The 21,702-nt window shown below is 49.7% G+C and carries 17 protein-coding genes; 3 read left to right on the forward strand and 14 right to left on the reverse strand.

Annotation, left to right across the window (positions count from 1 at the left end; all coding sequences use genetic code 11):
• Positions 1-51: 51 nt before the first annotated feature.
• A complete protein-coding gene (locus FO446_RS21890) occupies positions 52-1,272 on the reverse strand; it encodes an MDR family MFS transporter (RefSeq protein WP_173611975.1) in 1,221 nt (406 codons plus the stop codon).
• A gap of 147 nt (positions 1,273-1,419) precedes the next feature.
• Between FO446_RS21890 and FO446_RS21895 the strand changes: the two genes are divergently transcribed.
• The gene (locus tag FO446_RS21895; protein WP_237899033.1) at positions 1,420-3,273 is read left to right on the forward strand and encodes an SgrR family transcriptional regulator; all 1,854 of its coding nucleotides are present in this window, start codon (positions 1,420-1,422) and stop codon (positions 3,271-3,273) included.
• A 144-nt stretch (positions 3,274-3,417) separates the two neighbouring features.
• Here the strand turns inward: FO446_RS21895 and nagA are convergent, their stop codons facing one another.
• The 7 genes from nagA to FO446_RS21930 all read right to left on the reverse strand — a co-directional run bounded on the left by nagA (position 3,418) and on the right by FO446_RS21930 (position 11,991).
• Positions 3,418-4,587 carry an N-acetylglucosamine-6-phosphate deacetylase gene (gene nagA / locus FO446_RS21900; RefSeq protein ID WP_237899039.1) on the reverse strand — a complete coding sequence of 390 codons (1,170 nt, stop codon included), beginning with the start codon at positions 4,585-4,587 and terminating at the stop codon, positions 3,418-3,420.
• Between the two features lie 45 nt (positions 4,588-4,632).
• The gene (locus FO446_RS21905) at positions 4,633-5,712 is read right to left on the reverse strand and encodes an NAD(P)H-dependent flavin oxidoreductase (protein WP_221869184.1); all 1,080 of its coding nucleotides are present in this window, start codon (positions 5,710-5,712) and stop codon (positions 4,633-4,635) included.
• A gap of 36 nt (positions 5,713-5,748) precedes the next feature.
• On the reverse strand, positions 5,749-6,783 hold the full coding sequence (locus FO446_RS21910; protein ID WP_232774338.1) for a VOC family protein: 1,035 nt from the start codon (positions 6,781-6,783) through the stop codon (positions 5,749-5,751).
• Positions 6,784-6,989: 206 nt separating this feature from the next.
• Positions 6,990-8,021 carry a FecCD family ABC transporter permease gene (locus FO446_RS21915; protein ID WP_173612067.1) on the reverse strand — a complete coding sequence of 344 codons (1,032 nt, stop codon included), beginning with the start codon at positions 8,019-8,021 and terminating at the stop codon, positions 6,990-6,992.
• 2 nt (positions 8,022-8,023) lie between these two features.
• Entirely contained in the window at positions 8,024-9,079 is a 1,056-nt protein-coding gene (locus FO446_RS21920; RefSeq protein ID WP_047071438.1) for a FecCD family ABC transporter permease, read from the reverse strand.
• Positions 9,080-9,294: 215 nt separating this feature from the next.
• Positions 9,295-10,887 carry an AraC family transcriptional regulator gene (locus FO446_RS21925; RefSeq protein ID WP_221869186.1) on the reverse strand — a complete coding sequence of 531 codons (1,593 nt, stop codon included), beginning with the start codon at positions 10,885-10,887 and terminating at the stop codon, positions 9,295-9,297.
• Between the two features lie 129 nt (positions 10,888-11,016).
• Positions 11,017-11,991, reverse strand: coding sequence for an ABC transporter substrate-binding protein (locus FO446_RS21930; protein ID WP_173611982.1), 975 nt, complete (start codon positions 11,989-11,991; stop codon positions 11,017-11,019).
• 273 nt (positions 11,992-12,264) lie between these two features.
• Between FO446_RS21930 and FO446_RS21935 the strand changes: the two genes are divergently transcribed.
• Positions 12,265-13,221: an ABC transporter substrate-binding protein gene (locus FO446_RS21935; RefSeq protein ID WP_237899043.1), complete on the forward strand. Its 957-nt coding sequence runs from the start codon at positions 12,265-12,267 to the stop codon at positions 13,219-13,221.
• Between the two features lie 104 nt (positions 13,222-13,325).
• Positions 13,326-14,972, forward strand: a complete 1,647-nt coding sequence (locus FO446_RS21940) for a helix-turn-helix domain-containing protein (protein WP_237899046.1) — start codon at positions 13,326-13,328, stop codon at positions 14,970-14,972.
• Between the two features lie 47 nt (positions 14,973-15,019).
• On the opposite strand, the gene FO446_RS21945 is transcribed toward FO446_RS21940, so the two are convergent.
• Genes FO446_RS21945 through FO446_RS21970 form a run of 6 tightly spaced genes read right to left on the reverse strand, consistent with a single transcriptional unit; the run spans position 15,020 to position 21,694 of the window.
• Positions 15,020-15,808: a DeoR/GlpR family DNA-binding transcription regulator gene (locus tag FO446_RS21945; protein ID WP_221869190.1), complete on the reverse strand. Its 789-nt coding sequence runs from the start codon at positions 15,806-15,808 to the stop codon at positions 15,020-15,022.
• A gap of 25 nt (positions 15,809-15,833) precedes the next feature.
• Positions 15,834-16,997: a saccharopine dehydrogenase family protein gene (locus FO446_RS21950; protein WP_173611986.1), complete on the reverse strand. Its 1,164-nt coding sequence runs from the start codon at positions 16,995-16,997 to the stop codon at positions 15,834-15,836.
• Positions 16,998-17,016: 19 nt separating this feature from the next.
• Positions 17,017-18,135 carry a 2-aminoethylphosphonate--pyruvate transaminase gene (phnW, locus tag FO446_RS21955; RefSeq protein WP_232774342.1) on the reverse strand — a complete coding sequence of 373 codons (1,119 nt, stop codon included), beginning with the start codon at positions 18,133-18,135 and terminating at the stop codon, positions 17,017-17,019.
• Positions 18,132-18,926, reverse strand: coding sequence for a phosphonoacetaldehyde hydrolase (gene phnX, locus FO446_RS21960; RefSeq protein ID WP_173611988.1), 795 nt, complete (start codon positions 18,924-18,926; stop codon positions 18,132-18,134). Before phnX ends, phnW begins: the two co-directional genes overlap by 4 nt.
• Before the next feature lie 3 nt (positions 18,927-18,929).
• Complete coding sequence (locus FO446_RS21965; RefSeq protein ID WP_173611989.1) at positions 18,930-20,639, reverse strand: putative 2-aminoethylphosphonate ABC transporter permease subunit; 1,710 nt, start codon at positions 20,637-20,639, stop codon at positions 18,930-18,932.
• Positions 20,640-20,644: 5 nt separating this feature from the next.
• Positions 20,645-21,694, reverse strand: a complete 1,050-nt coding sequence (locus FO446_RS21970; protein WP_237899048.1) for a putative 2-aminoethylphosphonate ABC transporter ATP-binding protein — start codon at positions 21,692-21,694, stop codon at positions 20,645-20,647.
• Positions 21,695-21,702: the final 8 nt, after the last annotated feature.

Consider the following 21,702-nt stretch of genomic DNA (forward strand, 5'->3'; position numbering starts at 1 on the left):
AAAAGAAGCATGCGTCAACAGCGTGCTTCTTTTCGATGTTTTGCACCCTATTCAAATGATAGCTTGAGAAGATTTTTCGCAGCTTTTTCTTTGCTGTTGTTGCTGTTCCCATAAATACTGGCCGCGTTGATAGAACGGAAGCGCGATAAAGGTCAACAGCATGAGGATCGCGAAGATGAGCGACCCTTGTCCAAAGCCGAGTACCTGGAGCAACACGCCACCAATCCACGCACAAACACTCTGTCCAAGGAAGGCAAAGCCGCTGGCCCCGTAATACGCTCCACGCAAATGCTGAGGAGCAATCTCCCCGATCAGGATATCTCCAACGACAAAGCACAAGATTTCACCGATCGTAAACACCACCATCGACACAGAGAGCCAAAACAAATTCGTAAATAGCCCGAAACCGAACAGCCCCAGCCCAAACAATAGACAGCCCAGCTTCAATGCAGTCATTGAGGAGTACCGCTTCATAAACTTGGCGAGCGGATATTGAAGCGCTAAAACGGAGATGGTGTTCACTACAAATAAAAAGGAATACGCCTCTATCCGATCATGCCCAATGTACAGGGAGAGTGTGGTGTCCAGATGCGAGTAGGCACCGGCAACGAACAAATTCCCGAGCAGCAAGTAAAGAAATACTTTGTCCGTAAATACAATGCGTGCCATCTGATTCATGGTGACCGGATTAGCAGCCATATCCTTCTTCCACTGTTCCTTGAACATGATCATAAATACCACCAGCACAGCTGCGTACACGGCAAAAATGATGGCTGTAACGAGGAACGGTAACAAAGAAGTGCTTCCGGCTCCCAGTTGCAAACCGATTAACGGACCGATTGCTCCACCCAGGTTGATCGCGAAATATCTGGCGTTGAAAACAGCTGCCCGCTGATCATCCGACGTGACATCCGCCAGCAGGGCACGGGCCGTTGGCTCAAATACGTTTCGAAAAAGACCGTTACAAGCACTTAAAAAAAAGAACATCCACGTCTCCGTCGCAAAAACGTATCCGATCAAGACGATGCTCCAAGCTCCCATCGCAGTGATCATCACTGGATATCTGCCCAATCGATCTGACAGTGCTCCCCCAGCAAAGCTGCTAATTGTGCCAACCAGCAAGCTGAGTGCGAGGATCGAACCGACGATCGCAGGATCAATTCCTTTTACCTTTCCTAAATAAATCCCCAAAAACGGAAGCGTCATAAAAAAACCAGTGCGTGACAAAAATGTTCCGATAATGACACCCCATGCCACCGGATGAAATCTCATTCTCCCCATCTCTCTTTCCCATTCCCGTTTGTTATCTCTCGTGTTATCTTCAGTATATGGAACTAGAAAAAGGGGAAAAAGGGTTCGGTTTAAGTGAATCCGATCACCTTTTTAAGTATGTATTTTATTTGAGAAATGGGGGCCAGCATGGTTACCGTTCTGCATTTTCTAGAGCTTCGTTCGTTTTTTCATCAAGAAGAAATCGGGAAACCGTTCCCTGTCACCATCGAAAAGCTGGCAGGGATTTGGCACTGTACGCCTCGCTACGCCAAGCTGATTGTCCGTAAGCTAGTCGATCTGGATTGGGTCGAATGGAAGGCGGGACGCGGACGCGGGAATGTCTCGGTCATGACGCTTTATGCTGATTCCGATGAAATCCTCCTCGCCGAGGTCAAGCTGCAGATAGACAAAGGCGACGTCAAAGAAGCGATGGAGCTCATGAATCGCTACGGCAAAGCAGCCGTCAAAGACCAGATCATGGATTGGCTCTCGGAAGGAATGGGCTTCTCCAGCTACTCGGTATCGAATCGTACCCAAGATATCATCCGCTTTCCGGTATACCGCACGATTGTGACGCTGGACCCTGGTCTGGTTTACTACCACTTCGATGCACATCTTGCGGGACAAATTTTCAATACACTCGTCCATTATGATCAGAACAGTCGGTCTATTTTGCCCTCTATCGCTCACTCGTGGGAAAGCAGTCCAGATGCAACAGCATGGACCTTTTATTTAAAAAAGAACGTGCAGTTTCATCACGGACGGGAACTGACTGCTCATGATGTTGTTTTTTCCCTGAATCGGCTTCGTTTGCATCCAGACACGTTTGAGGCAAGCTGGATGTTTCGTGACATAGATCAGCTCATCGCCATTGATGACAGAACCGTGCGCATCCTGCTTAAAGAACCGAATTACTTGCTTCTGAGGCTGCTGGCGACGATCCCCGCAAGCATTGTTCCAGAAGAAATCGTTCAGCAGGATGAGAAAGGTTTTGGAGAAAAGCCAATCGGAACAGGCCCCTTTCAACTGGTCCGCCTTAACGAGGGGATCTGTATTCTTGAGGCATTTCCTGCTCATTTTCTGGGGAGACCGCAGTTGGATCGTGTGGAAATTTTGATCTTCCCCGAGTTGGACATGGGTCGCCTAAAAGAACCAAATTGGGCGTCTGTGATGGTGTCGCACGGGGTCCAGTCGAAAGCACTAGCATTGAAGGAAGCAGTCATTCAGGGCGGTCAGGACTGGTACGATACGGAGGCATTTTTTTCCTGCTGTAATTTGCTTGTTTTTAACCAGTGGAAGAGCGGTCCGCACAATCATTTCAAGTTCCGTCAAGCGCTTGATCAGCTGATTGATCGGGACCAAATGATTTCCGATTTAGGCGGTGATCGCATCTACCCGGCAAAAGGCTTCCGCACATATCACCCTGTTTTAAGGGAGGTAAGAGCGAGAGAGAACGAGCAGCTCTGCCATGCGAAAATCATGTCCCTGCTACAGGAAAGCGGCTATCAGGGAGAAACACTCCGACTCGTGACCACAGCCTACCATGAAGAGGATGCGCTATGGATTCAACAACGATGCGGCAATTATGGCATACATCTGGAAGTCGATGTGAGAGAACCATGGGAATTTTCGAATCGCGAATGTTTGCCCGAGCATGACTGCCAGCTGTACGGCAATGTGTTTAGCAGCGATCAAATCAGCGAGTTGGAAATGTATTTGCAAAGAAATTACTTTCTCCCCGCATTTGATGAATCGTTGGCTTTGGCTATCAACAAGGAGATTCGCTTGACGTTTCAGGAGCCAGACCGGCTTGCTCGGGAACGCCATCTCGCCAGAATCGAAGCCATGATCAAGGAAAATCATGCTGTCCTGTATTTGGTTCAGAAAAAGACTCTTACGTCGTTCCACAAGTCACTACGCGGTGTTTCGATCAATTCGTCGGGGTGGTTGGACTTTCATAAAATATGGTTTCAACCGGATGCGTTGCAGCAGCAGATGTAAGGAGGAGCTGTGGAGAGGGAAGAAGTGCATTTCCAGTCTACGCTTCGGCCTCCGCCCCGACCACAACCCTCGGGTATACCTTTATTCTTTCATGCCAAAAAGCAACCCAGGAGCGACCTTGGACTGCTTTTTTCTATTAAGAAACTATTTTGACTGGTGATAAACTTCTTTACCTGCTACAAAAGTCATGATCACGTCAAATTGTGTATTCAATACCGTAATATCCGCATCATACCCTGCCGCCAACCGTCCTTTTCGCTCGCCAAAGCCAAGGATGCTTGCTGGTGTCAGGGAAGCCATTTCTACTGCATCTGGCAAAGAGACACCGCTCAGCGTCACTATATTGCCGACTGCTCGATTCAGCGTCAGGATACTTCCAGCAAGGGTTCCATCTGCGAGCTTTGCCTGATTGTCTTGGACGTGAACCTCTTGTCCCCCAAGGTCATAAGTCCCTTCGCCCATCGCGGCTGCCCGCATGGAATCACTGACGAGAGCGAGCCGTTCAGCTGTTTTGACCCGATACAAAATCTTCATGACTGCTGGATGCACATGGATTCCATCTGCGATCAGCTCTGTGCTCAACTGCTCGTGATACATCGCGGCACCGACTACACCTGGCTCCCGATGATGCAGCCCTGTCATGGCATTGAAGCAATGGGTAAAATGGCGCACGCCCGCATCTACCGCTTCTGTCGCTTGGGCGAACGTAGCTCCTGTATGTCCAGCAGATACGATGACATCGCGTTCTTTTAACCAGGCAATCGCTTCAAGCGCTTCCGGTTGTTCTGGCGCAATCGTCACGACCTTGATCAGACCTTCTGATAGCTCGTATAGCTTTTGCACTGCATCAAGCTTGGGTATCGCGATGTTTTCTTCTTTTTGCGCCCCCTTGTAACGAGGGTTGATCCACGGACCTTCCAGATGGATGCCGATCGATTGTGCCCCCGGAAGCCCTTCCCTGCTGTTCTGCGCGATGTTTACCAGCACTTGCTCCAATTGAGCATAAGGAGCCGTCATCGTCGTCGCCAAAAAAGACGTCACCCCATGTCGCGCGAGTGCAGTCGAGATGGCCTGAAGTGATTCCGGCGTCCCGTCCATCGTGTCGTATCCGTCAATCCCATGCATATGCATATCGACAAATCCGGGACAAATCCAGCCATCCTCTACTTTCACCACATGATCTGGCAAAGCTTTTCCATACTCATCAGCCTTGCCTGCATAGATGATCGTTCCATTTCCCACGACTACGAGACCATCATGCAATTCCTGTCCATCTGCGACAAGTTTCCCCTTGAGAGCGTATTCCTGGTTCAATTTGATTTCCTCCGTCTTTGGCGTGGCTTTCTTTGCCCATTTATTCTACTGGGGTTGCCCCAGATTGCTGCAAATTCTCGTCGTCTCCGCCGCCAGCTTTTCAACGAGCTCACTCGCGCTGATTTCCTGACTGAGTGGAGCTGCCTGCCCCGCCCACATCGACATGTACGCAATTTGCTGCTGCTTGCCCGCTGCGGCTCGAATGTCTTTCGTCAGAGCATTTTGCACCGGATAGGTCGGGAGCTCGTGATCAAGTGGGGCGAGCGTTGTCATAAACTCATTTTGAATGCCCCTTGCCCATTTTCCAGAGAAAGCACGTGTCATCACAATGGACTCTTCGCTCGTCTCCCAAATAGCTTTCTTGTGCAGGGCATGTGCTCCGCTCTCCTTGCACGTCAGAAAAGCCGTTCCGAGCTGCACTGCCTGTGCCCCGAGGGCAAGTGCTGCTGCGATCCCACGCCCGTCCATGATCCCACCAGCCGCGATTACCGGAATCTTGACCCGATCCACGACTTGCGGGACGAGCGCCATTGTTCCAATCATATTGCTTGGTGAATCCGGCAAAAAGGAACCACGGTGCCCGCCTGCCTCACTGCCTTGGGCGGCAATCATATCGACTCCACTCGCTTCCAATGCAATCGCTTCGCGAACGGTTGTCGCTGTTCCAATGACAGTAATTCCCCGCTGCTTCAGCTCTGCCATCAAGCGATGATCCAGAACACCAAAGGTAAAGCTGAAAACGGAGGGCTGTTCCTCCAGGACGACAGCCATCTGCTCAGCAAACGGCTCTGTAAATTGCGTCACCTGCGGGTTAAGCGGAATGCCCAATCGATCTCGCACATCATTCATTGCCTGAGCAACGCCTTCTGCGATCGGCTGGTCGGCATCGAAATCTTCGGGAATAAACAGATTCACGCCAAACGGTTTGTCCGTTAACGCCCGAATGGACTTGATCGCCTCACGAATTTGCTCAGGAGACATATATGCGGCACCGAGCGTCCCGAGTCCCCCTGCTTCTGAGACAGCGGCTACCAGGGCAGGTGTGGTCGCTCCCCCTGCCATTGGCGCCTGAATAATCGGCCATTTCAAATGTAAACGCGAAGTGATCGGATTGTTTGGCCACATCGTTTTTTCACTCCTCCACTTTTTGAATAACCGCTTTTATTGTTTACTCATTACTTGGTCGTCGTTGTGAATCCATTCGAGAAACTGAGCCAACACCCGGGCAGTTAACCCCCAGATGACACGCCCGTCCACCTCGTAAAACAAATGCTCGACTGTCCCTATTTTCCACGGATATCGCTTGCCACCTGGGATCAGATGATAAGGAAAATCCTCTTCGGGCTCGGTCATAACAGTGGAAAGATACTTCGCTGGCTGTGTTGCCAACAGACGATCGAGTGGAAGGATAAAGACCTCTCCGACCTCGTCTGGGTTCGGCTCCATATCTCGAATTCCTTCCACGTATCCAATAAAGGGCGTAATGATAGAGGAGCCTGGCCCAATCACCTGATCGAGCTCGCCTACATAATGAATCCGATCAAGTGGAATCCCCAGCTCCTCGCTTGTTTCCCGAGCAGCGGTCGCCCAACGTGATTCGTCACTCTTCTCAGCTCGCCCTCCCGGAAAACAAACCTCGTTCGCCTGTCGCCGCATCGTACTGGCTCTTTTTTCAAATAAAATGCCGAGCTGGTTGTCAGCCATTTTGACGAGCGGAAGCAAGACACTGTACGCGCCGCTCGTCCCACGTTCACGTTCTTGCAATCTCTTTGAAATCTCCCTGATGGCAGGAGCAAGGGAATCCTCCCCTGATTCCTGTGGCAAGTACTGAGAGACCTCGATTAAATTTTGATCCGGGTCACGAAAATACACCGAACGAATCGGCCCGATAGCCCCTGTTTTTGGAACAGGTCCTTCCACCAAATGGACGCCGCATGCATGAATATGCTGGATGACTTGCTCCAGCGGAAGGGATGTGATAAGACACAAATCAGCGGAGCCTGCGACTGGATGCATCGCTTTTGGCTCCCATTCTTGTCCGATTTGATGCAAATTGATTTTTTGCTGGCCGAAGTGCAGAGCCCTCCTGCCATCGCCAAAGGTAACTGCCTTCATACCCAGGACTTTTTCGTAAAAGTGACAGGTTGCCTCGATGTCTTTTACCGTCAAAACCAAGTGGTCTAATCGATCGATCATATGCCTTTACTCCTTCTCGTCCCGATACATGCTTCATGCTGTTATTATAACAAACACAAGGCGGTTGCTTCTCCTCCCCATTGTCCTCCAACATTTCCCTCTTTTCAATTCCCAAATTGCCTCATCTCCACTTCACCAAATACAAAAACGAGCGTCTCCCTCGTAAACAGATGGGAAAACGCTCGCTATATCCACGCTTTGCGAAACTATGCTTTTGAACGTGCCAGCAAGTACAAGAAATACGGTGCACCGATAACCGCTACAACAATACCAGTCGGAATCTCTGACGGCTGCATGATCCAGCGCCCGATAGTATCCGCCACGATGACCAGTAGCGCACCCGTCAGCGCTGATGTTGGCAAAAGCATCTCATGTTTTGGCCCTACTAATCTGCGAGCCAAATGCGGACCGATCAACCCGACAAAACCGATGCCTCCACTCACTGCCACGGAGGAAGCGGCAAGCCCGACTGCGGCAGCCAGCAGCTTCAATTGTTCTTTGGCAACGGGTGCACCCAAGCCTTTCGCCAACTCTTCTCCCAAATTGAGCACATTCATAACACGTGCTTTGTAAAAAACATAAGGGATTAAAATGGCGATCCAGGGCAAGAGCGAAAGAACGAACTTCCAGTTGGTCCCCCAGATACTACCTGCGAGCCAAGTCGCCACAAACTGGTACTTGTCCGGGCTCAGCTTCAGCGTCAAGACGATCATCGCGGCACTCATCCCGGCCGCCACGGCAATCCCCGTCAATACAATACGGGTCGGAGACAATCCCTTGTGTCTTTTATAAGACAATGCGAAGATCAGCGCTGCTGTCACGCTGGCTCCGAGCAACGCCAACACTGGCAGCAAAAAAACAGGTGCCGCAGACGTCGATGGATAAAACGAAATGAACAGCATCACCATCAAGCCAGCACCAGCGTTGATCCCCAAAATACCAGGTTCGGCCAACGCATTGCGGGAAATTCCTTGAATAATACACCCCGATACGGCAAGTCCTGCCCCGATCAGGAGGGAAATCACAATCCGCGGCAAGCGGAATTCAAACAAGATCAGGCTTTGTTTGTCTGTTCCAGAACCGATTAGCGTCATCAGAAGATCGCTTGGTGACAACCGGATATAGCCTGTGTTCATACTGATGATAAACGCGATGAAAATGAGGATAGCGAGTATCGTCATAACCGCAAAGGCTTTATTTCTTTTGCGGGTTTGGTATTGGGAAAGCATTTGCTGCATCATTACATCTCCCTTCTTTCTTTACGCGCCAAGTAAAGGAAGAACGGTACACCAATTAGCGCAATAAGTGCCCCTAACGGCGTCTCATACGGCGGATTTACCATTCTTGCGGCCAAATCGGCGAAAACGACGAGCAAGCTGCCCAAAATAGCAGAGCAAGGAATAATCCATCGATAATCAACCCCAACCAAAAAGCGGGTCAAATGCGGAACGATCAATCCAACAAAGCCTACAGCCCCAACAACGGCGACTGCAGATCCAGCCAAAATCAGGACGATGATCATGCCTGCCAGTTTGACCAACGCCGTGCGCTGCCCCAATCCTTTCGCTACATCTTCTCCAAGACTGAGCATCGTGATGGAACGCGACAACATCATCGCCCCAATAAGAGCTGCGACAATCCATGGAAACATGACTTCAAGCTGAAACCATTTGGTTCCCGCCACACCGCCTGCATACCAGAAGGCCAAATCTTGTCCAATTTTAAAGTAAAGCGCAATCCCTTCGCTTAACGCGGACAATAGTGCGGTCAATGCGGCACCCGCTAAAACAAGGCGTACCGGAGTCAGACCGCCTTTTGCCAAGGAGCCAATCCCGTAGACCATACCTGCCCCTACGCCAGCACCCAAAAAGCTGTAGAGAATCAGGTACATGAACGGCAGACCCGGGAAAAAAGCGAAGCAGAGAGCCAAAACAAATCCGGCACCTGCATTCAAACCAAGCAGCCCAGAATCCGCCAACGGGTTTCGTGTCATCCCTTGCATGATGGCACCTGCAACAGCGAGGCTGGCCCCGACCATTGCACCGCCGAGCAGACGCGGCAAACGAATCTCCTGAATAATTTGGTGTTGGGTAATATCTGGATTAAATTGAAAAATAGCTTCCCATACGACAGCAAAGTGAATGTCGGCTGCTCCAAATGACACAGACAAAAACATCCCCAATATTAATGCGAATACTCCGCCGGTCAAAATGAGTGTCGCTGCCCAAGGGCGAGAGCGAAACGCAACCGGCTTTCCGTTATTCCCCTCTTTCAGGGAATGTGCGTGTTGACTCATACGTGCCACCTTTTTTTCGTTAGTTTGGAGCTGAGTTGCTAATAGTGATATTGATTCTTATTATCACATAATGATTTTAGGCGATGCGTGAAAACAGTGTCAATGGACAATCGCGAACTTGTCTTTTTTGTGAAAAACGTCTTGACGTTTTTCATTAAACAGGATGTGACCGCTTGCGGTCTACAAAGAACGGTCATGACCGTTTCTTTGTACATTTACGCTAATACTTTAAGGACTTCGTCGACCTTTTTCCCGTTGGCGATCACACCGTGATTCATCCAGGTCATGAAATCCACCTGGTACGCCCGCTTTTTTTGGACAGCGGGAAGCGCTTGCCACACGGGATGGTCGAGCTGAAGCTGTTCGGCACCTGGTTTTCCGTCATGCCACTTGTCAAAGGCGAAAAAGATATGATCAGCATCCAGTGTAGACAGCTCTTCCCACGACACCCCTTCTCTCACTTGCTTGGCAAATTGTTTTTTTACGAGCGGGGCCGGCTCCATTTCCAAATCTTGAAACAACACCTGCGATGTGTAGTTTTTCTCTACGAGGATTTGATCGGCCGAGATGCGCAAGAAGGCTACCTTCTGCCCTTTGAGACTCCGTCCTATTCCATTTTTGGCAGCTCTTACTTTTTGTTCATACTGCTCGATTGACCGCTCTGCCAATTCACTTCGGCCCAACCGATCACCGAGGGTGCGCAATGTTTTTCGCCACTCAGGACCGAACTGCCGAATTACGCATGTAAAGGCAATCCGGGCACATTGGTCATACACATCCGCCTTCCAGCCTGTACACTCCCGAAGCATAATGACATCTGGGGCACGACTGGACAATAGCTGCACGTCATCGGTCAGCACATCGTACGTCGGTACATCATGCAGGCCCAAGTAGTCTTGCTGCCCCCAATATGTATGCGCCCATTGAACGACGGGTCGAATACCAAGAGCCAGCAAATAATCCTCCATATAAAGAGAGACGACTCGTAAATCATCCCGATGAATGTTGCGGTATTTTCCTGGCGCAAGCCCTACACTCTGTTTAAAACGACGATTGAAATAATATTCGCTGTTGAATCCGACGTTTTGGGCAATCTCGTTGATCCGATCACCTGTCATGAGCAGGAGTTGCTTCGCCCGATTGATCCGCAGTTGATTCATGTAATCGAGCGGTATTTCTCCCGTCATTTCCTTGAAGAGCTGCGTATATCGCCAACGTGGAACGTTCGCTTCCTGTGCTAGCTGGTCTACGGTCAACGGCTCTTGATAGTGCTCCTCTACATACGCAATCGAACGTTCAACTGCTCTCCTCGGGTCCAAACTTGTTTTGCCTGGCACATTTTGCTGGGCCAAAACGCATAGCAATTCCTCAAAGCGCACGTGATTATAAAATCGTTGCAGCGACTCTGTGGCATCGCGATGCTTGTAAATCTCTGCAATCGATTCAACGACACGAGAAAAAGGCGTGCAGGTCAACTCCCCCATACAGAAAAAAGCCTCGGAAGCTTGTTCCTGCGTCGGAGCTCCCGTGTGGACGACACGAAAAGTCAGATAATAGTAGTCGAGAACATGACTGGTGCAACTGATCCGAACGTTCTGACGCGGTGCTGCAATCCAGCATCGCTCCCGAGTGAACCGATATGTCGACGATTCGATTTCCATGTGCCCTTCTCCGTCCGTTGCTACAATCATCGTGTAGTCCTCCGGCTCTTGATAGTCCTGCCATCTTTCCACATTTACTTTTTGGATGGCCGTCATGGCAAAGAATGATGGTGGAGATAGCTTGGCCCCGGTTGCTTCGTTATTCATCTCCCTCACCTTTCTCGTGAGAATGATTATCATTTAATATTATAATGAGTAAACATCCCGACTACAAGCTCCGAAAATGAAAAAGAAAGCGCATCAACTGATATGACGCGCTTTCTCTACTAAACTCGATTACTTTACAATCGCTTTGACCAAATCGTCTGCCTTCTTCATATTGGCCAGAATGGCACCAGATTGCCAATGCGTTCGCTCCATTGGGTAGACATGACCTTTTTTTACTGCAGGAACGGATTTCCAGATGGGGCTCTCCAAAATCTTGAGTGCATCCTTGTTTTCTTCGGAAGTCCACGTGCCATTCGACGGGAACACAATGATATGGTCTGCATCGATTGCCGGGATGGCTTCTTCTGATAATACCACGTGTGTTTCCTGATTTTTGGCAGCGGAATACGGCGTAAGTCCCAACTCCTTGTAGAGCATGCCTGTGTAAACATTGCCATCTCCGAAGAGGGCCAAATTCGGCTTATTCCCCACGTTCAAACGAATGACGGCCACCGTTTCATTGCCAATCGCCTTTTCCAGCTTCGCTTTGGTATCCGCTATTTTCTCATTGTACTTTTGGATCGCTTCGTCTGCTTTTTCTGGAACGCCTAACACTTCGGCGATTTTCTTGAGTCTTCCAATCGTGTCGTTACGGAGTTCATCCGGCAGCTTGTACGTAGGGGCTACCTTGCTGAATTCCTCGTATTTCTTGGGATCAGCGTAGCCATCCACAATGATGATATCCGGATTGGCTGCAAGCAGCGCTTCCATACTTCCTGTAATATCAAAAAGCGGCACGTCCAGCCCGAGGTAATCCTGTTTGCCCCACGCCGGGTGATACCACTGGACAACCGGAGTCACACCCAATGCTGTCAAAAAGTCCTCCTGATAAATCGCCGCTACCCGCTCTGGCTTTATCGGAATTTCTACATCGCCATAGGCGTCCTTCACCACTTTGGTTTTCACAGCGGTGTTCTCAGTCGTTGCTTTCTGCTCAGTGGATGTTGGCTCCTCTGCTTTTTCTGCACACGCAGTTAACACGAGCATCATGATCAATAATAATGCCATCCATGCCAATCCTGCATTCCGAACCGTTCTGACCATCTTTCTACCCTCTCTCGCATCTGTTGATGATTATCCAATTGATACTCATTCTCACCTTTTGCATCCTGATCATATTTGTTTCCACTCTATCTGACAATGCATTTTCTCCATTATTTTTTGTCCAAACTCCACAACCGTCCGTGTGAAACCCTTCCCTTTGCACAAAATCAATGAAGGGTATCTGACGTTTGTCCATTGAGCTGGTAAGCTGTATATGATAATGATTATCAGTGATAGCAAACAGATTCAAACGAATACTGGAGGAAAATAGAAATGAAACACATGCGCAACATAAGCGGAACGCTAGGAATCTTCGTGCTGGCTGGTAGCTTGCTCATCGGATGCAGTCCATCTGCTTCGCAAGCAACGAGCTCCGCGAGCAGTGAAGCAAGTCAGAAAAGCCAGACGCGTCCCTATACGGATTATCTCGGGCATGCAGGCAACATCCCGGTCTCCCCTGCACGAATCATCTATTCCGGTGAGACATTTGGCGATATGCTCGCGCTGGGCGTGAAGCCGATTGGGGGATTCGGGTATTCCAACCAAATCTTTGAGGATCAACTCCATGATGTCGAGAATGTCGGTTTTCCCATTAATCTCGAAAAGGTCCTGGAATTACAGCCCGACCTGATTATCAACGCAAATACGGAAGAAAAAGAATATGAACAGCTAGCCAAAATCGCTCCTACCGTCATTTTTGATACATTCGCGCCGTTGGAAGAGCGGATGACCCAGCTCGGTGATATTCTTGGGAAACCGGAGGCAGCTAGGAAATGGCTTGCCGATTACAAGCGGAAATCGGAGGAGATGTGGAAGAAGCTGAAGGAGTCTGGCACTATGAAAAAAGGGGAAACCGCCTCTGTCTTTACCTATTATCCGGGTGATCGGCTGTTTGTCATGGCTAGAACAGGGCTTTCCCAAGTGCTCTACGATACAAACGGATTCAAGCCCACCGCGCCCATTCAGGAAATACTCCATGCACAAAAAGGGTTTGAGCTCATTTCCGTGGAACGTTTGCCCGAAATAGCGGGAGATCGTATCTTTATACTGAATACGCCGAGCGAGGAAGCTGAGAAATCAACGCAGAATCTGCTAAAATCACGTATCTGGAAAGACCTTCCGGCTGTTAAAAACGGATCTGTCTACTTTATCGACATCGAAAAATCTAGCAGTGATGCGACAACAAGAGAATGGCTCCTGCAAAAGATTCCTGAAATCCTGGCGAAGTAATGAAATAGGAGAAGCTTTTCAATAATGATTGAAAGGCTTCTTTCTTTTGTATACGAATGATAAAATAATTGATAATGATTCTCATAAAAAGGAGGGCAAAACCGATGCTTCACTCTATACCACCTCATCCTCCGCTCGGTTCCCTTCATTTTCAGTTGTGTAAAACAGAGCGGACAGCTAGTCCTTCAGCCACTCCCTTCCATTCCCTGCTCTTCTTCACAAAAGGGTACGGCAGCCTCCGTATTCACGACCAAACGTTTTCACCTTTGGCAGGAAAGTGTTTTTTGCTTTCACCGTCTACTCCTTTTGCTATCGAATCCTTATACGACAGCGCGATTGAATGCTACCAAATCTCGTTTACTGTCATCCAGTTGGATGCAGACAATAGGCCCCTATCTTATCCATACGAACTGCTTGATGGTCGTATCGAGCTGTCCGCTCACCCCTCTGCCCAGCTCTTGCGCTTATGTGACGCTTTGCTCTTGGGGCGTTCAACTTCTTCTGAAATGGACAGCTTTTGGCAGCAATTGCGGTTCCAGAAGCTGATCGGATTTTTGCTGGAGCAAAATCTCTCTCCTAGCCTTATCCCCAACAAGAGCAAAGAGGTCGAGAACAGCATTCGTTATATCCAGCAAAATTATCAAGAGAACATGACGGTCAAGCAGTTGGCAGATCTGGCCAATGTACCGTCGTGGCAGTACACACAGCTCTTTCGCCAGTTGACGGGTAAAAAGCCTTTGGAATATTTGACAGCGCTGCGTATTCATCATGCGAAAAAGCTCTTGAAAAGCTCGAACGATTCACTGCGGGACATCGCCTCGCAGGTCGGCTTCACGGATGAGTATTATTTTAATCGTCGCTTTCGAAAGACGACCGGTTACACGCCTAGGCAATATTCCAGGCTGACTCAACGCATGGAGCTCGTGCAGGACTGGACAGGGCATGAGGTAGAAATCCCCCTTCTCCCACAACGCATCGTCTATATTGGGGAGACATTTAATGATTTGCTCGCGCTCCATGTGGAAAATATCGTCGGCGGAAATTTTGCCTGGGTAGAACGAACAATCTACCCGGACCGAGTAAGACACATGCAGGATATTGCGTTTCCCGTTGACTTTGACCATTTGACGGCATTGAAGCCAGATCTGATTATTTTCGCGAACGCAGAAGAAGACAAATACAAGCAGATGAACCAGATTGCCCCAACACTCACGTTTAATTCATTTGCTTCGCTGGAGGAACGGTTGCATACACTCGGAGATTGGCTAGGGAAGAAGAACGAGGCGCGGGAATGGCTCAGGAAATACCACACGAACGCTGCCACTATGTGGAATCAGCTACGCTCCGAGCTTGTGCCCGGTGAGACTGCATCCGTCTTTATCCATGAGCATGGCGGGCGTCTGTTCGTAATGGGCACTTCCGGGCTTTCCTCCGCCCTCTACCATCCAAACGGTTTTACTCCGGTGGATAAAATTCAAGAAGTAATGCAAGCTGGCTACGGTTTTATCGAAATTCAAGAGAAGGACATCCACCTGTACGCGGGCAATCGGATCTTTATGCTGCTGTCCGAAGACCCCGAATCGCGTCAGGCTGCTGCTGCATTGATGCAAAGTGATAGGTGGCACAGTCTGCCAGCCGTTCAAAATGGGTATGTTTATTTTGTAGAAGCGCAAAAATGGAATGGCGGCGCTGCCCTTACCAGAGAGAGATTGCTGCATGTGCTGCCACTTTTGCTGTGCCATTCTTCCTGAAGCAAACAGGCCAGCTTCCCTGTCGTGGGGAATCACTGGCCTGCTTACTACTCCTCTGCTACCATCCATGCTACATTTTTTGCTTGGAGTCCTTTATTCCATTCTGCTGGTGCTGGCGTATCGCTGATCACAATGTCGACCTCTCCTAAATCTGCGATCTTGCACAATGTGCTAACCCCGATCTTGGAGTGGTCCGCTAGCACAATGCTTTCATTGGCATTTTCGATGAAACAACGGGCAAGTTCTGTTCGATCCGGCTCATAGCAGGTCAAGCCTTTATGGAGCAAGATGCCGTCAGCCGCGATAAACGCCTTGTCCACATAAAATTGTTTCATCATCTTCTCTGCATAGGTCCCGCTTACCCGATGATGCTTGGCGCTCACTTTTCCACCCAGGAAGTAGATATCTGCCGCAAGCATTCCACTGTTTTGGTACTCGATTAATCGATTCAGCGCCGTGATCGAGCTAGTGAGGATCGTCAAATCTTTTTTCGTGACGAGAAAGCTGATCATCTGCAAAGGCGTTGTCCCTTCATCGATGACAATGGTATCGCTGTCTTGCACCAAGTCTGCTGCCAACCGTCCAATCCGTTTCTTTTCTTCCGCTCGCAAGACTTCACGGGTAATATGAGAGGGCTCGGAGCGCTCCACTGTCAGCTTTACTGCCCCGCCATAAACGCGCTTCAGCTTTTTCTCCGCTTCCAGCTCTTCCAAATACCTGCGGATCGACTCAGACGAAACCTGCAGCTTTTCGACCAGTTCATTGGTCCGCACCTTGCCATTGGAATTGATCAACTGCAAAATGATTTGCTTACGCTCTTCCCCGAACAACGACACGCCGAATGTCCCCCTATATCGTACTTTACGTCATTTCGATTTTCTCTCCATGGATGTAAATCTGACGTTTTGCCAGCTCGTGAAAAATCACTGCCGGATCAAATGCTTCTTCAGGTGTAATGACGCCAGTAGCTTTTACGTTTCCTTTTGCGATCTGCTCAGTAGCAATCGCCAGCGGGATTCCTACGTTGCGGGTATAGGCGCGCAGCCCAGCCCAGTCAGCTACAGAGCCGTCAGATGCCGGATGTGTATGGTACAGGACGTGTCCTACTTTCCGACCGTCCTTGGTACCTGTTACCTCGACATGGAGAGAGTACCCGTATAATTCCGTCTCTTTTCCCTCCCTAGAATTGTAGAGGTATTGGGAGATACAATCAAGGATTCCCACCTTTGTTTCGCCTACCGTGATGGGATCGTTCCGTAAAAAGCCATAATCGTAGAGGGCTTTGACCAGCTCCATGTTTTGCTTCGGCCATGTTCCCCGTACTTCGATCAGCTTTACCCCTTTTGGAGACAAAGCTTGTGCCAGCGTCTTCGTTTCTGCATGAGGAATGATGTACTGAATGGTTTTTCCATACGGCTCGGGAAGCTTTATTTCGCGTGGGCGAGCAAATGGCGGGACTTGAATAAAATCCCCATTTTCATAGACGACGCGCCCTGGCAAGTCTGGATCATACTCATAGGTCGTCGTCTCTGTGATCGATTTGGAAAAGGCAATCGGGCGAAAGGAACCGTGGCTGACGCGGACTTCGTCGACTTCATCGAGCTGGTTCGCTGCATGCATCGCCATCATTTGGGTCAATCCAGGTGTCATGCCAAAGCCTGGAAGGCAGGTCTTCCCATGGTCGCGGAAGATCGCATCTGATGCGTTTTCTTCCCCAAAACCGTTCAAATTGATGCCATGGCAGCCAGCCTCCGCAATTGCAGCAGTAGACAGGCCGTTCAGTGTGATCGTGGTTCCGTCCATTACGATGTCGTAACCGCGCATTTTTTGGACCGTATCCGCATGATCTCGTACGTTTACCGGAACAAAATCTACGCGTGGATCATTCAGCCACTCGACTACCTTGCGACCTTCTTGTTCGTTAAAATCGCCGATCGTGATCTGCTCAAAATCCGAATGCATCACGAGATCGAGCACAGCTTCCCGACAAATATTTCCCGCTCCACCCAAGCAAAACACTTTCATCACAATAGCCTCCCTTTATTTACTCCAGCCAGAAACGATTGTTTTCCATTGCCGTTATTAATCTCTCGATATCCTCTGGGTAAACCTCTCCGATATTGCCAATCCGAAACGTGTCCGCTTGCGAGATTTTGCCCGGATAAATAACAAAGCCTGCCTGCTTTAGCCGCTCATACAGCTGTGCGAAGGTAAATGCCTCGCTTTCGGGATAATAAAAGGACGTGATGAAGGGCGATTGCGATTCTTTTGGCAACAGGATGCGAAAACCGATGCGATCCATGCCTTCTGCGAGTAGCTGCTGATTGCGCTGGTAACGCTCGTACCGTTTTTCCACTCCGCCCTCAGCCTCAAGCTCTATCAGTGCTTGATAAAACGCTCGCACGACATGGGTCGGAGAAGTATAGCGCCACTTTCCGTTTTGCTCCTCCATCGTCTTCCACTGGCTGTACAAATCAAGGGACAACGTACGGGCAAACCCTTTGCATTTAATGAGCGCAGACGTTTTCGCAATGACAAAGCCAAAGCCAGGCACGCCTTGGATGCATTTGTTCGCGCTTGAGATCAGGAAGTCTATCGAGAGCTCTGCTGCATCCATTGGAATGCCTCCGAAGCTACTCATCGCATCTACGATATAGACTTTTCCGTATTTCTTGGCGACCTCACCGATTTCTTTGATGGGATTGAGCATGCCCGTAGTCGTTTCTGAGTGTACGACAGCCACATGCGTGATCGTTGCATCCGCCGCTAGTCTCTGCTCCAATACCTCTGCATCGGCTTGTGTCACTTCGCCAAAATCAATGACCTCCGTTGCAATTCCATGAATTTGTGCCATTTCCACGATCCGATCCCCGTATGCACCATTCGTCAGGACGAGCAGCTTGCCGTCTGCGGGAATCGCACTGCTTATCACCGCTTCCACACAAAAGCTCCCGCTTCCTTGTATCAAGACGCTCGTATAATCCTCTACCTGCGAGGTTGCCAAGCGGACGAGCTTTTGGCGGATTGCCTGTACCAGTTCATTGTAATCACGATCCCATGTGCACCAGTCCCGCAGCATCGCCTCGCGGACGGTTGAGGAAGTTGTCAATGGTCCGGGGGTGAGCAACAAGTACGGGTTGTCGGTTGGTCTTGTCTGATTCATGGTCTCTCTCCTCCTACATGACGCATCTCGATCTTTTTCAGCACCTCATCCAAGCATCCAATCTCCTCGATTACGTAGTGCGCGCCCGCCGCCATCAGTCGTTCTGTTGCGATAGCAAGTTTTTTATCCAGCTCTTCCTGTGGCATGCTCGTCACTTCCTCCAAGGACAGACCGAGCTCGCTTCCACCCTTCAGAACGCCAACGGTCCACATTCCGGCGTTTCTGCCTTCTTTCATATCGCTCGTCGTATCACCGACCTTGACCATCTCGTTCATTGGATATACGTCCAGCAGGATCGCATTTTGATAGCACATCCATGGATATGGACGTCCAGCAGGCACTTCACTCGGGGTGATCAGTACGTCCGGCTCGTAGCCCTGTTGTTTAGCCGATGCTGCTACAACATTCATCATTTCCCTTGTGTACCCTGTAGTTGAGCCGATTTTGATGCCTTGCTCACGCAGTCGTCCTACCAATTCGATTGCCCCCGGTATAGGAGTAGCATACTCGTGCAGCGTAGCCATCAGCATCGGTTCGAAGTCAGCGTACAATTCGTCCACATCCGCTTCATTCGGAAGTCGACCGTAACGCTCTTGCCACAGCGCTGCTACCCGCTCCATTTTGCACAGCGCCTGGATATGATCGCGCTTGAGCATCCCCATCGGCTCACGTGCTTCTGCTGCTGTCAACTCGATCCCCCGTTTTTTGAACACCTGTAAAAAGACCGCCAAAGGAGCGAAACACCCGTAATCTACCATCGTTCCCGCCCAATCAAATACTACTGCTTTCATGCTTTATGCCACCTGACCTTTCTCTTGGTAGGACCTTGTTGTCCGCTTGCGAAGTTTGGATGCAATCCATTCTGCACCAGCACGTGCGAGGATGTTGAGGAAGACGATCAATACCGACATCGCTGCTGCCGGAGCCACATCCCCGGCGTCATCCATGTTGACGATGGAGACAGATGCCAACTTGAAATCCGCTGCGTACAGAAAAACAACCGCCGAGATCGTCACCATCGAGTTGATGAAAAAGTAAACCGCCATCTCGACAATTGCTGGCATACAGACGGGAATCGTGACGCGCCACAATAGCTTTGTTTGCGAGATCCCCATGGACTCTGCCGCCTGCTCGAACTCAGGATCGAGCTTTTTCAACGCGCTCGTTGCTGTAATAAAACCGACTGCGAAAAAATGAATGACGTTCGCCAAAATTAGAATCCAGATCGTTCCGTACATGCCGTGAAATGGATTCGATGGATTATTGAAGAAGAAAATGTACGCTAGCCCAATGACCATCCCCGGCAATGCCAGCGGGAGAATCGACAGGAAGTATCCAGCTTGGCGAAGCCCCTTCCACACTTGGGACTTTTCAATCGTGTAGGCCGTAATAAACGTGACCGCCGTCCCAATCACTGCCGTCAGCAAGGCGACGAGAATGCTGTTCCACAGTGGCTCGATCCCTTCTCCGGCTACATTGGAAAAGTCGTAATGATCCAAGCCAAAAGTCAGATTATACGGCCATACTTTGATGAAAGAAGCCAGTACCACTGCAGCCATGAGAAGCAGCAAAAATCCGCTGACGCTCACACAAATAACGGAGTAAAACAAGTCGCGCAAACGATTTTCCTTGATTCGATACGGTTTGGACTTGGCTGTAACAGCCGCATGTTGCTTCCGCTCAACAATCCGGTCCACGACAAACGCCACGAGAGCTGGAATGATCAATAGCAGCCCAACCGTTGCTCCCATCGTCATATTTTGCTGACCGATGACCTGCTTGTAGACGTCTGTCGCCAGTACAGAAAACTGTCCGCCGACAACCTTTGGTGCTCCGAAGTCAGTAAACGAGAGAGTAAAACAGACAAAGCAGGCGCTGACGATACCGTATTTCACACTGGGAATCGTCACTACAAAAAACTTGCGCAAATGGTTCGCCCCGAGCGTATCCGCCGCTTCGTACAATTGATAGTCGGCAAAAGCAAGGGAAACAGCGAGAATCAAATACGCTTGCGGAAAAACATAGACGATCTCCGCCAAAATTATCCCAACAGGGCCGTACAGATCGATGTCCCATTGGAACGGGAGCAACCCGAAGATTCCTGTCGTCACCAGCCCTTGATTCCCAAAAAGGTAAGTCAGGGCGATTCCGTGCATCATCGTGGGTGCAAACAGCGGTAGCAGCGCGATAGCCCGAAAGACTCGTTTTCCGCGAATCCCGCTGCGCGTCAAGGCATATGCGAATAGAAAAGCGAGTGTGACTGCAATAAGCGTGGTCATCGCAGAAATATACAAAGTGTTGTTCAGCGACCCTGCCAGTGCTGGGGTGGAAAAGTACGTAACGAAATTGTCCAGGCCGATGAACTGACCGTTCTTGTTATAGAATGCTTTGGAAAACAGCTGGCCAAGTGGCAACAGAACACTCGCTGACAATCCAAGAACGACAAGGCCGATGAGCCACTTTTGTATGGCTTTTCCATCGAAGATCGATGTCATTTCCTTCATGCTGCTCACTCCTGTCCCTCTATGGCTGGCGCATGCTCAAATGACAGCAAATTCTCCAGCGGAAACTCCAGCCACATCTTTTTGCCTCGGGCAATTCCAAGTCTTTGTGCCTCGGCCGCTATTAAATCGATTGTCAGAAGCTCTTTTTTTATCTGACCTTCCTCTTGCCACTCCAGAAAGATTCGATAAAAAGCACCGCGAAATTCTATTTCGGAAATAGTCGCAGGAATGGTGCATTCGGATTCTTGCTGCAAAAGCCGCACATGCTCCGGTCTGATCGCAAGTAAGCGATTCGGATCAGATTGCGCATTCTCAAAGCGACTGTACTCAAAAAAGTTGATCGCTCCGATAAAATCAGCAACAAACGGAGTCGCTGGTCTGTTATAGATCTCCTCGGGTGTACCTACCTGAACGACCTCGCCGTGATCCATGACGACGATCTTGTCAGCCATGGTTAATGCCTCATCCTGGTCATGGGTGACCATCACGGTAGTCATGCCGTACTGCTCATGCAAACGCCGAATCTCCCGGCGCAGCTTTTGTCTTACCTTTGCGTCCAATGCTGATAATGGTTCATCTAAAAGCAAGATATCCGGCGATAGTGCAATCGCTCGCGCCAAGGCAATTCGCTGCTGTTGACCGCCTGAGAGCTGGCTGGGATATTTGGCGGCGGCATGAGACAAATCAACCATGTCTAGCGCCTCTTCTACTTTGGCTGCGATCTCTTTTTTCCCTAGCTTCTTTTCTTGCAGACCAAAGGCAATGTTTTCGGCAGCCGTCAAATTGGGAAACAAGGCGTAAGATTGGAACATCATCGCAATGTTTCTTTTTGCAGGAGGCAGAGAAGTAATCTCCCTGCCTCCCAAGATCATCTTGCCTGTTGTCGGCTGTTCCAATCCAGCCAGCATTCTCAGTAATGTCGTTTTACCGCAGCCACTGGGACCGAGCAGACAAACAAATTCATTCTTGTCAATTTCGATGGAAATGTGCTCCAATGCGGCAAACAAACCAAAGCGTTTACTGACCCCTTGAATGGATAGATAGGATTGTGTCATGCTGTTCT

Origin of the sequence: Brevibacillus brevis, assembly GCF_022026395.1 — a bacterium.
Taxonomy (GTDB): Bacteria; Bacillota; Bacilli; order Brevibacillales; family Brevibacillaceae; genus Brevibacillus.

Coding starts and splice junctions, on each gene's coding strand:
- FO446_RS21890 (WP_173611975.1), bottom strand. CDS start 1,272: ATGAGATTTCATCCGGTGGCATGGGGTGTCATTATCGGAACATTTTTG.
- FO446_RS21895 (WP_237899033.1), top strand. CDS start 1,420: ATGGTTACCGTTCTGCATTTTCTAGAGCTTCGTTCGTTTTTTCATCAA.
- FO446_RS21905 (WP_221869184.1), bottom strand. CDS start 5,712: ATGTGGCCAAACAATCCGATCACTTCGCGTTTACATTTGAAATGGCCG.
- FO446_RS21910 (WP_232774338.1), bottom strand. CDS start 6,783: ATGATCGATCGATTAGACCACTTGGTTTTGACGGTAAAAGACATCGAG.
- FO446_RS21915 (WP_173612067.1), bottom strand. CDS start 8,021: ATGCAGCAAATGCTTTCCCAATACCAAACCCGCAAAAGAAATAAAGCC.
- FO446_RS21920 (WP_047071438.1), bottom strand. CDS start 9,079: ATGAGTCAACACGCACATTCCCTGAAAGAGGGGAATAACGGAAAGCCG.
- FO446_RS21925 (WP_221869186.1), bottom strand. CDS start 10,887: ATGAATAACGAAGCAACCGGGGCCAAGCTATCTCCACCATCATTCTTT.
- FO446_RS21930 (WP_173611982.1), bottom strand. CDS start 11,991: ATGGTCAGAACGGTTCGGAATGCAGGATTGGCATGGATGGCATTATTA.
- FO446_RS21935 (WP_237899043.1), top strand. CDS start 12,265: ATGAAACACATGCGCAACATAAGCGGAACGCTAGGAATCTTCGTGCTG.
- FO446_RS21940 (WP_237899046.1), top strand. CDS start 13,326: ATGCTTCACTCTATACCACCTCATCCTCCGCTCGGTTCCCTTCATTTT.
- FO446_RS21950 (WP_173611986.1), bottom strand. CDS start 16,997: ATGAAAGTGTTTTGCTTGGGTGGAGCGGGAAATATTTGTCGGGAAGCT.
- phnW (WP_232774342.1), bottom strand. CDS start 18,135: ATGAATCAGACAAGACCAACCGACAACCCGTACTTGTTGCTCACCCCC.
- phnX (WP_173611988.1), bottom strand. CDS start 18,926: ATGAAAGCAGTAGTATTTGATTGGGCGGGAACGATGGTAGATTACGGG.
- FO446_RS21965 (WP_173611989.1), bottom strand. CDS start 20,639: ATGAAGGAAATGACATCGATCTTCGATGGAAAAGCCATACAAAAGTGG.
- FO446_RS21970 (WP_237899048.1), bottom strand. CDS start 21,694: ATGACACAATCCTATCTATCCATTCAAGGGGTCAGTAAACGCTTTGGT.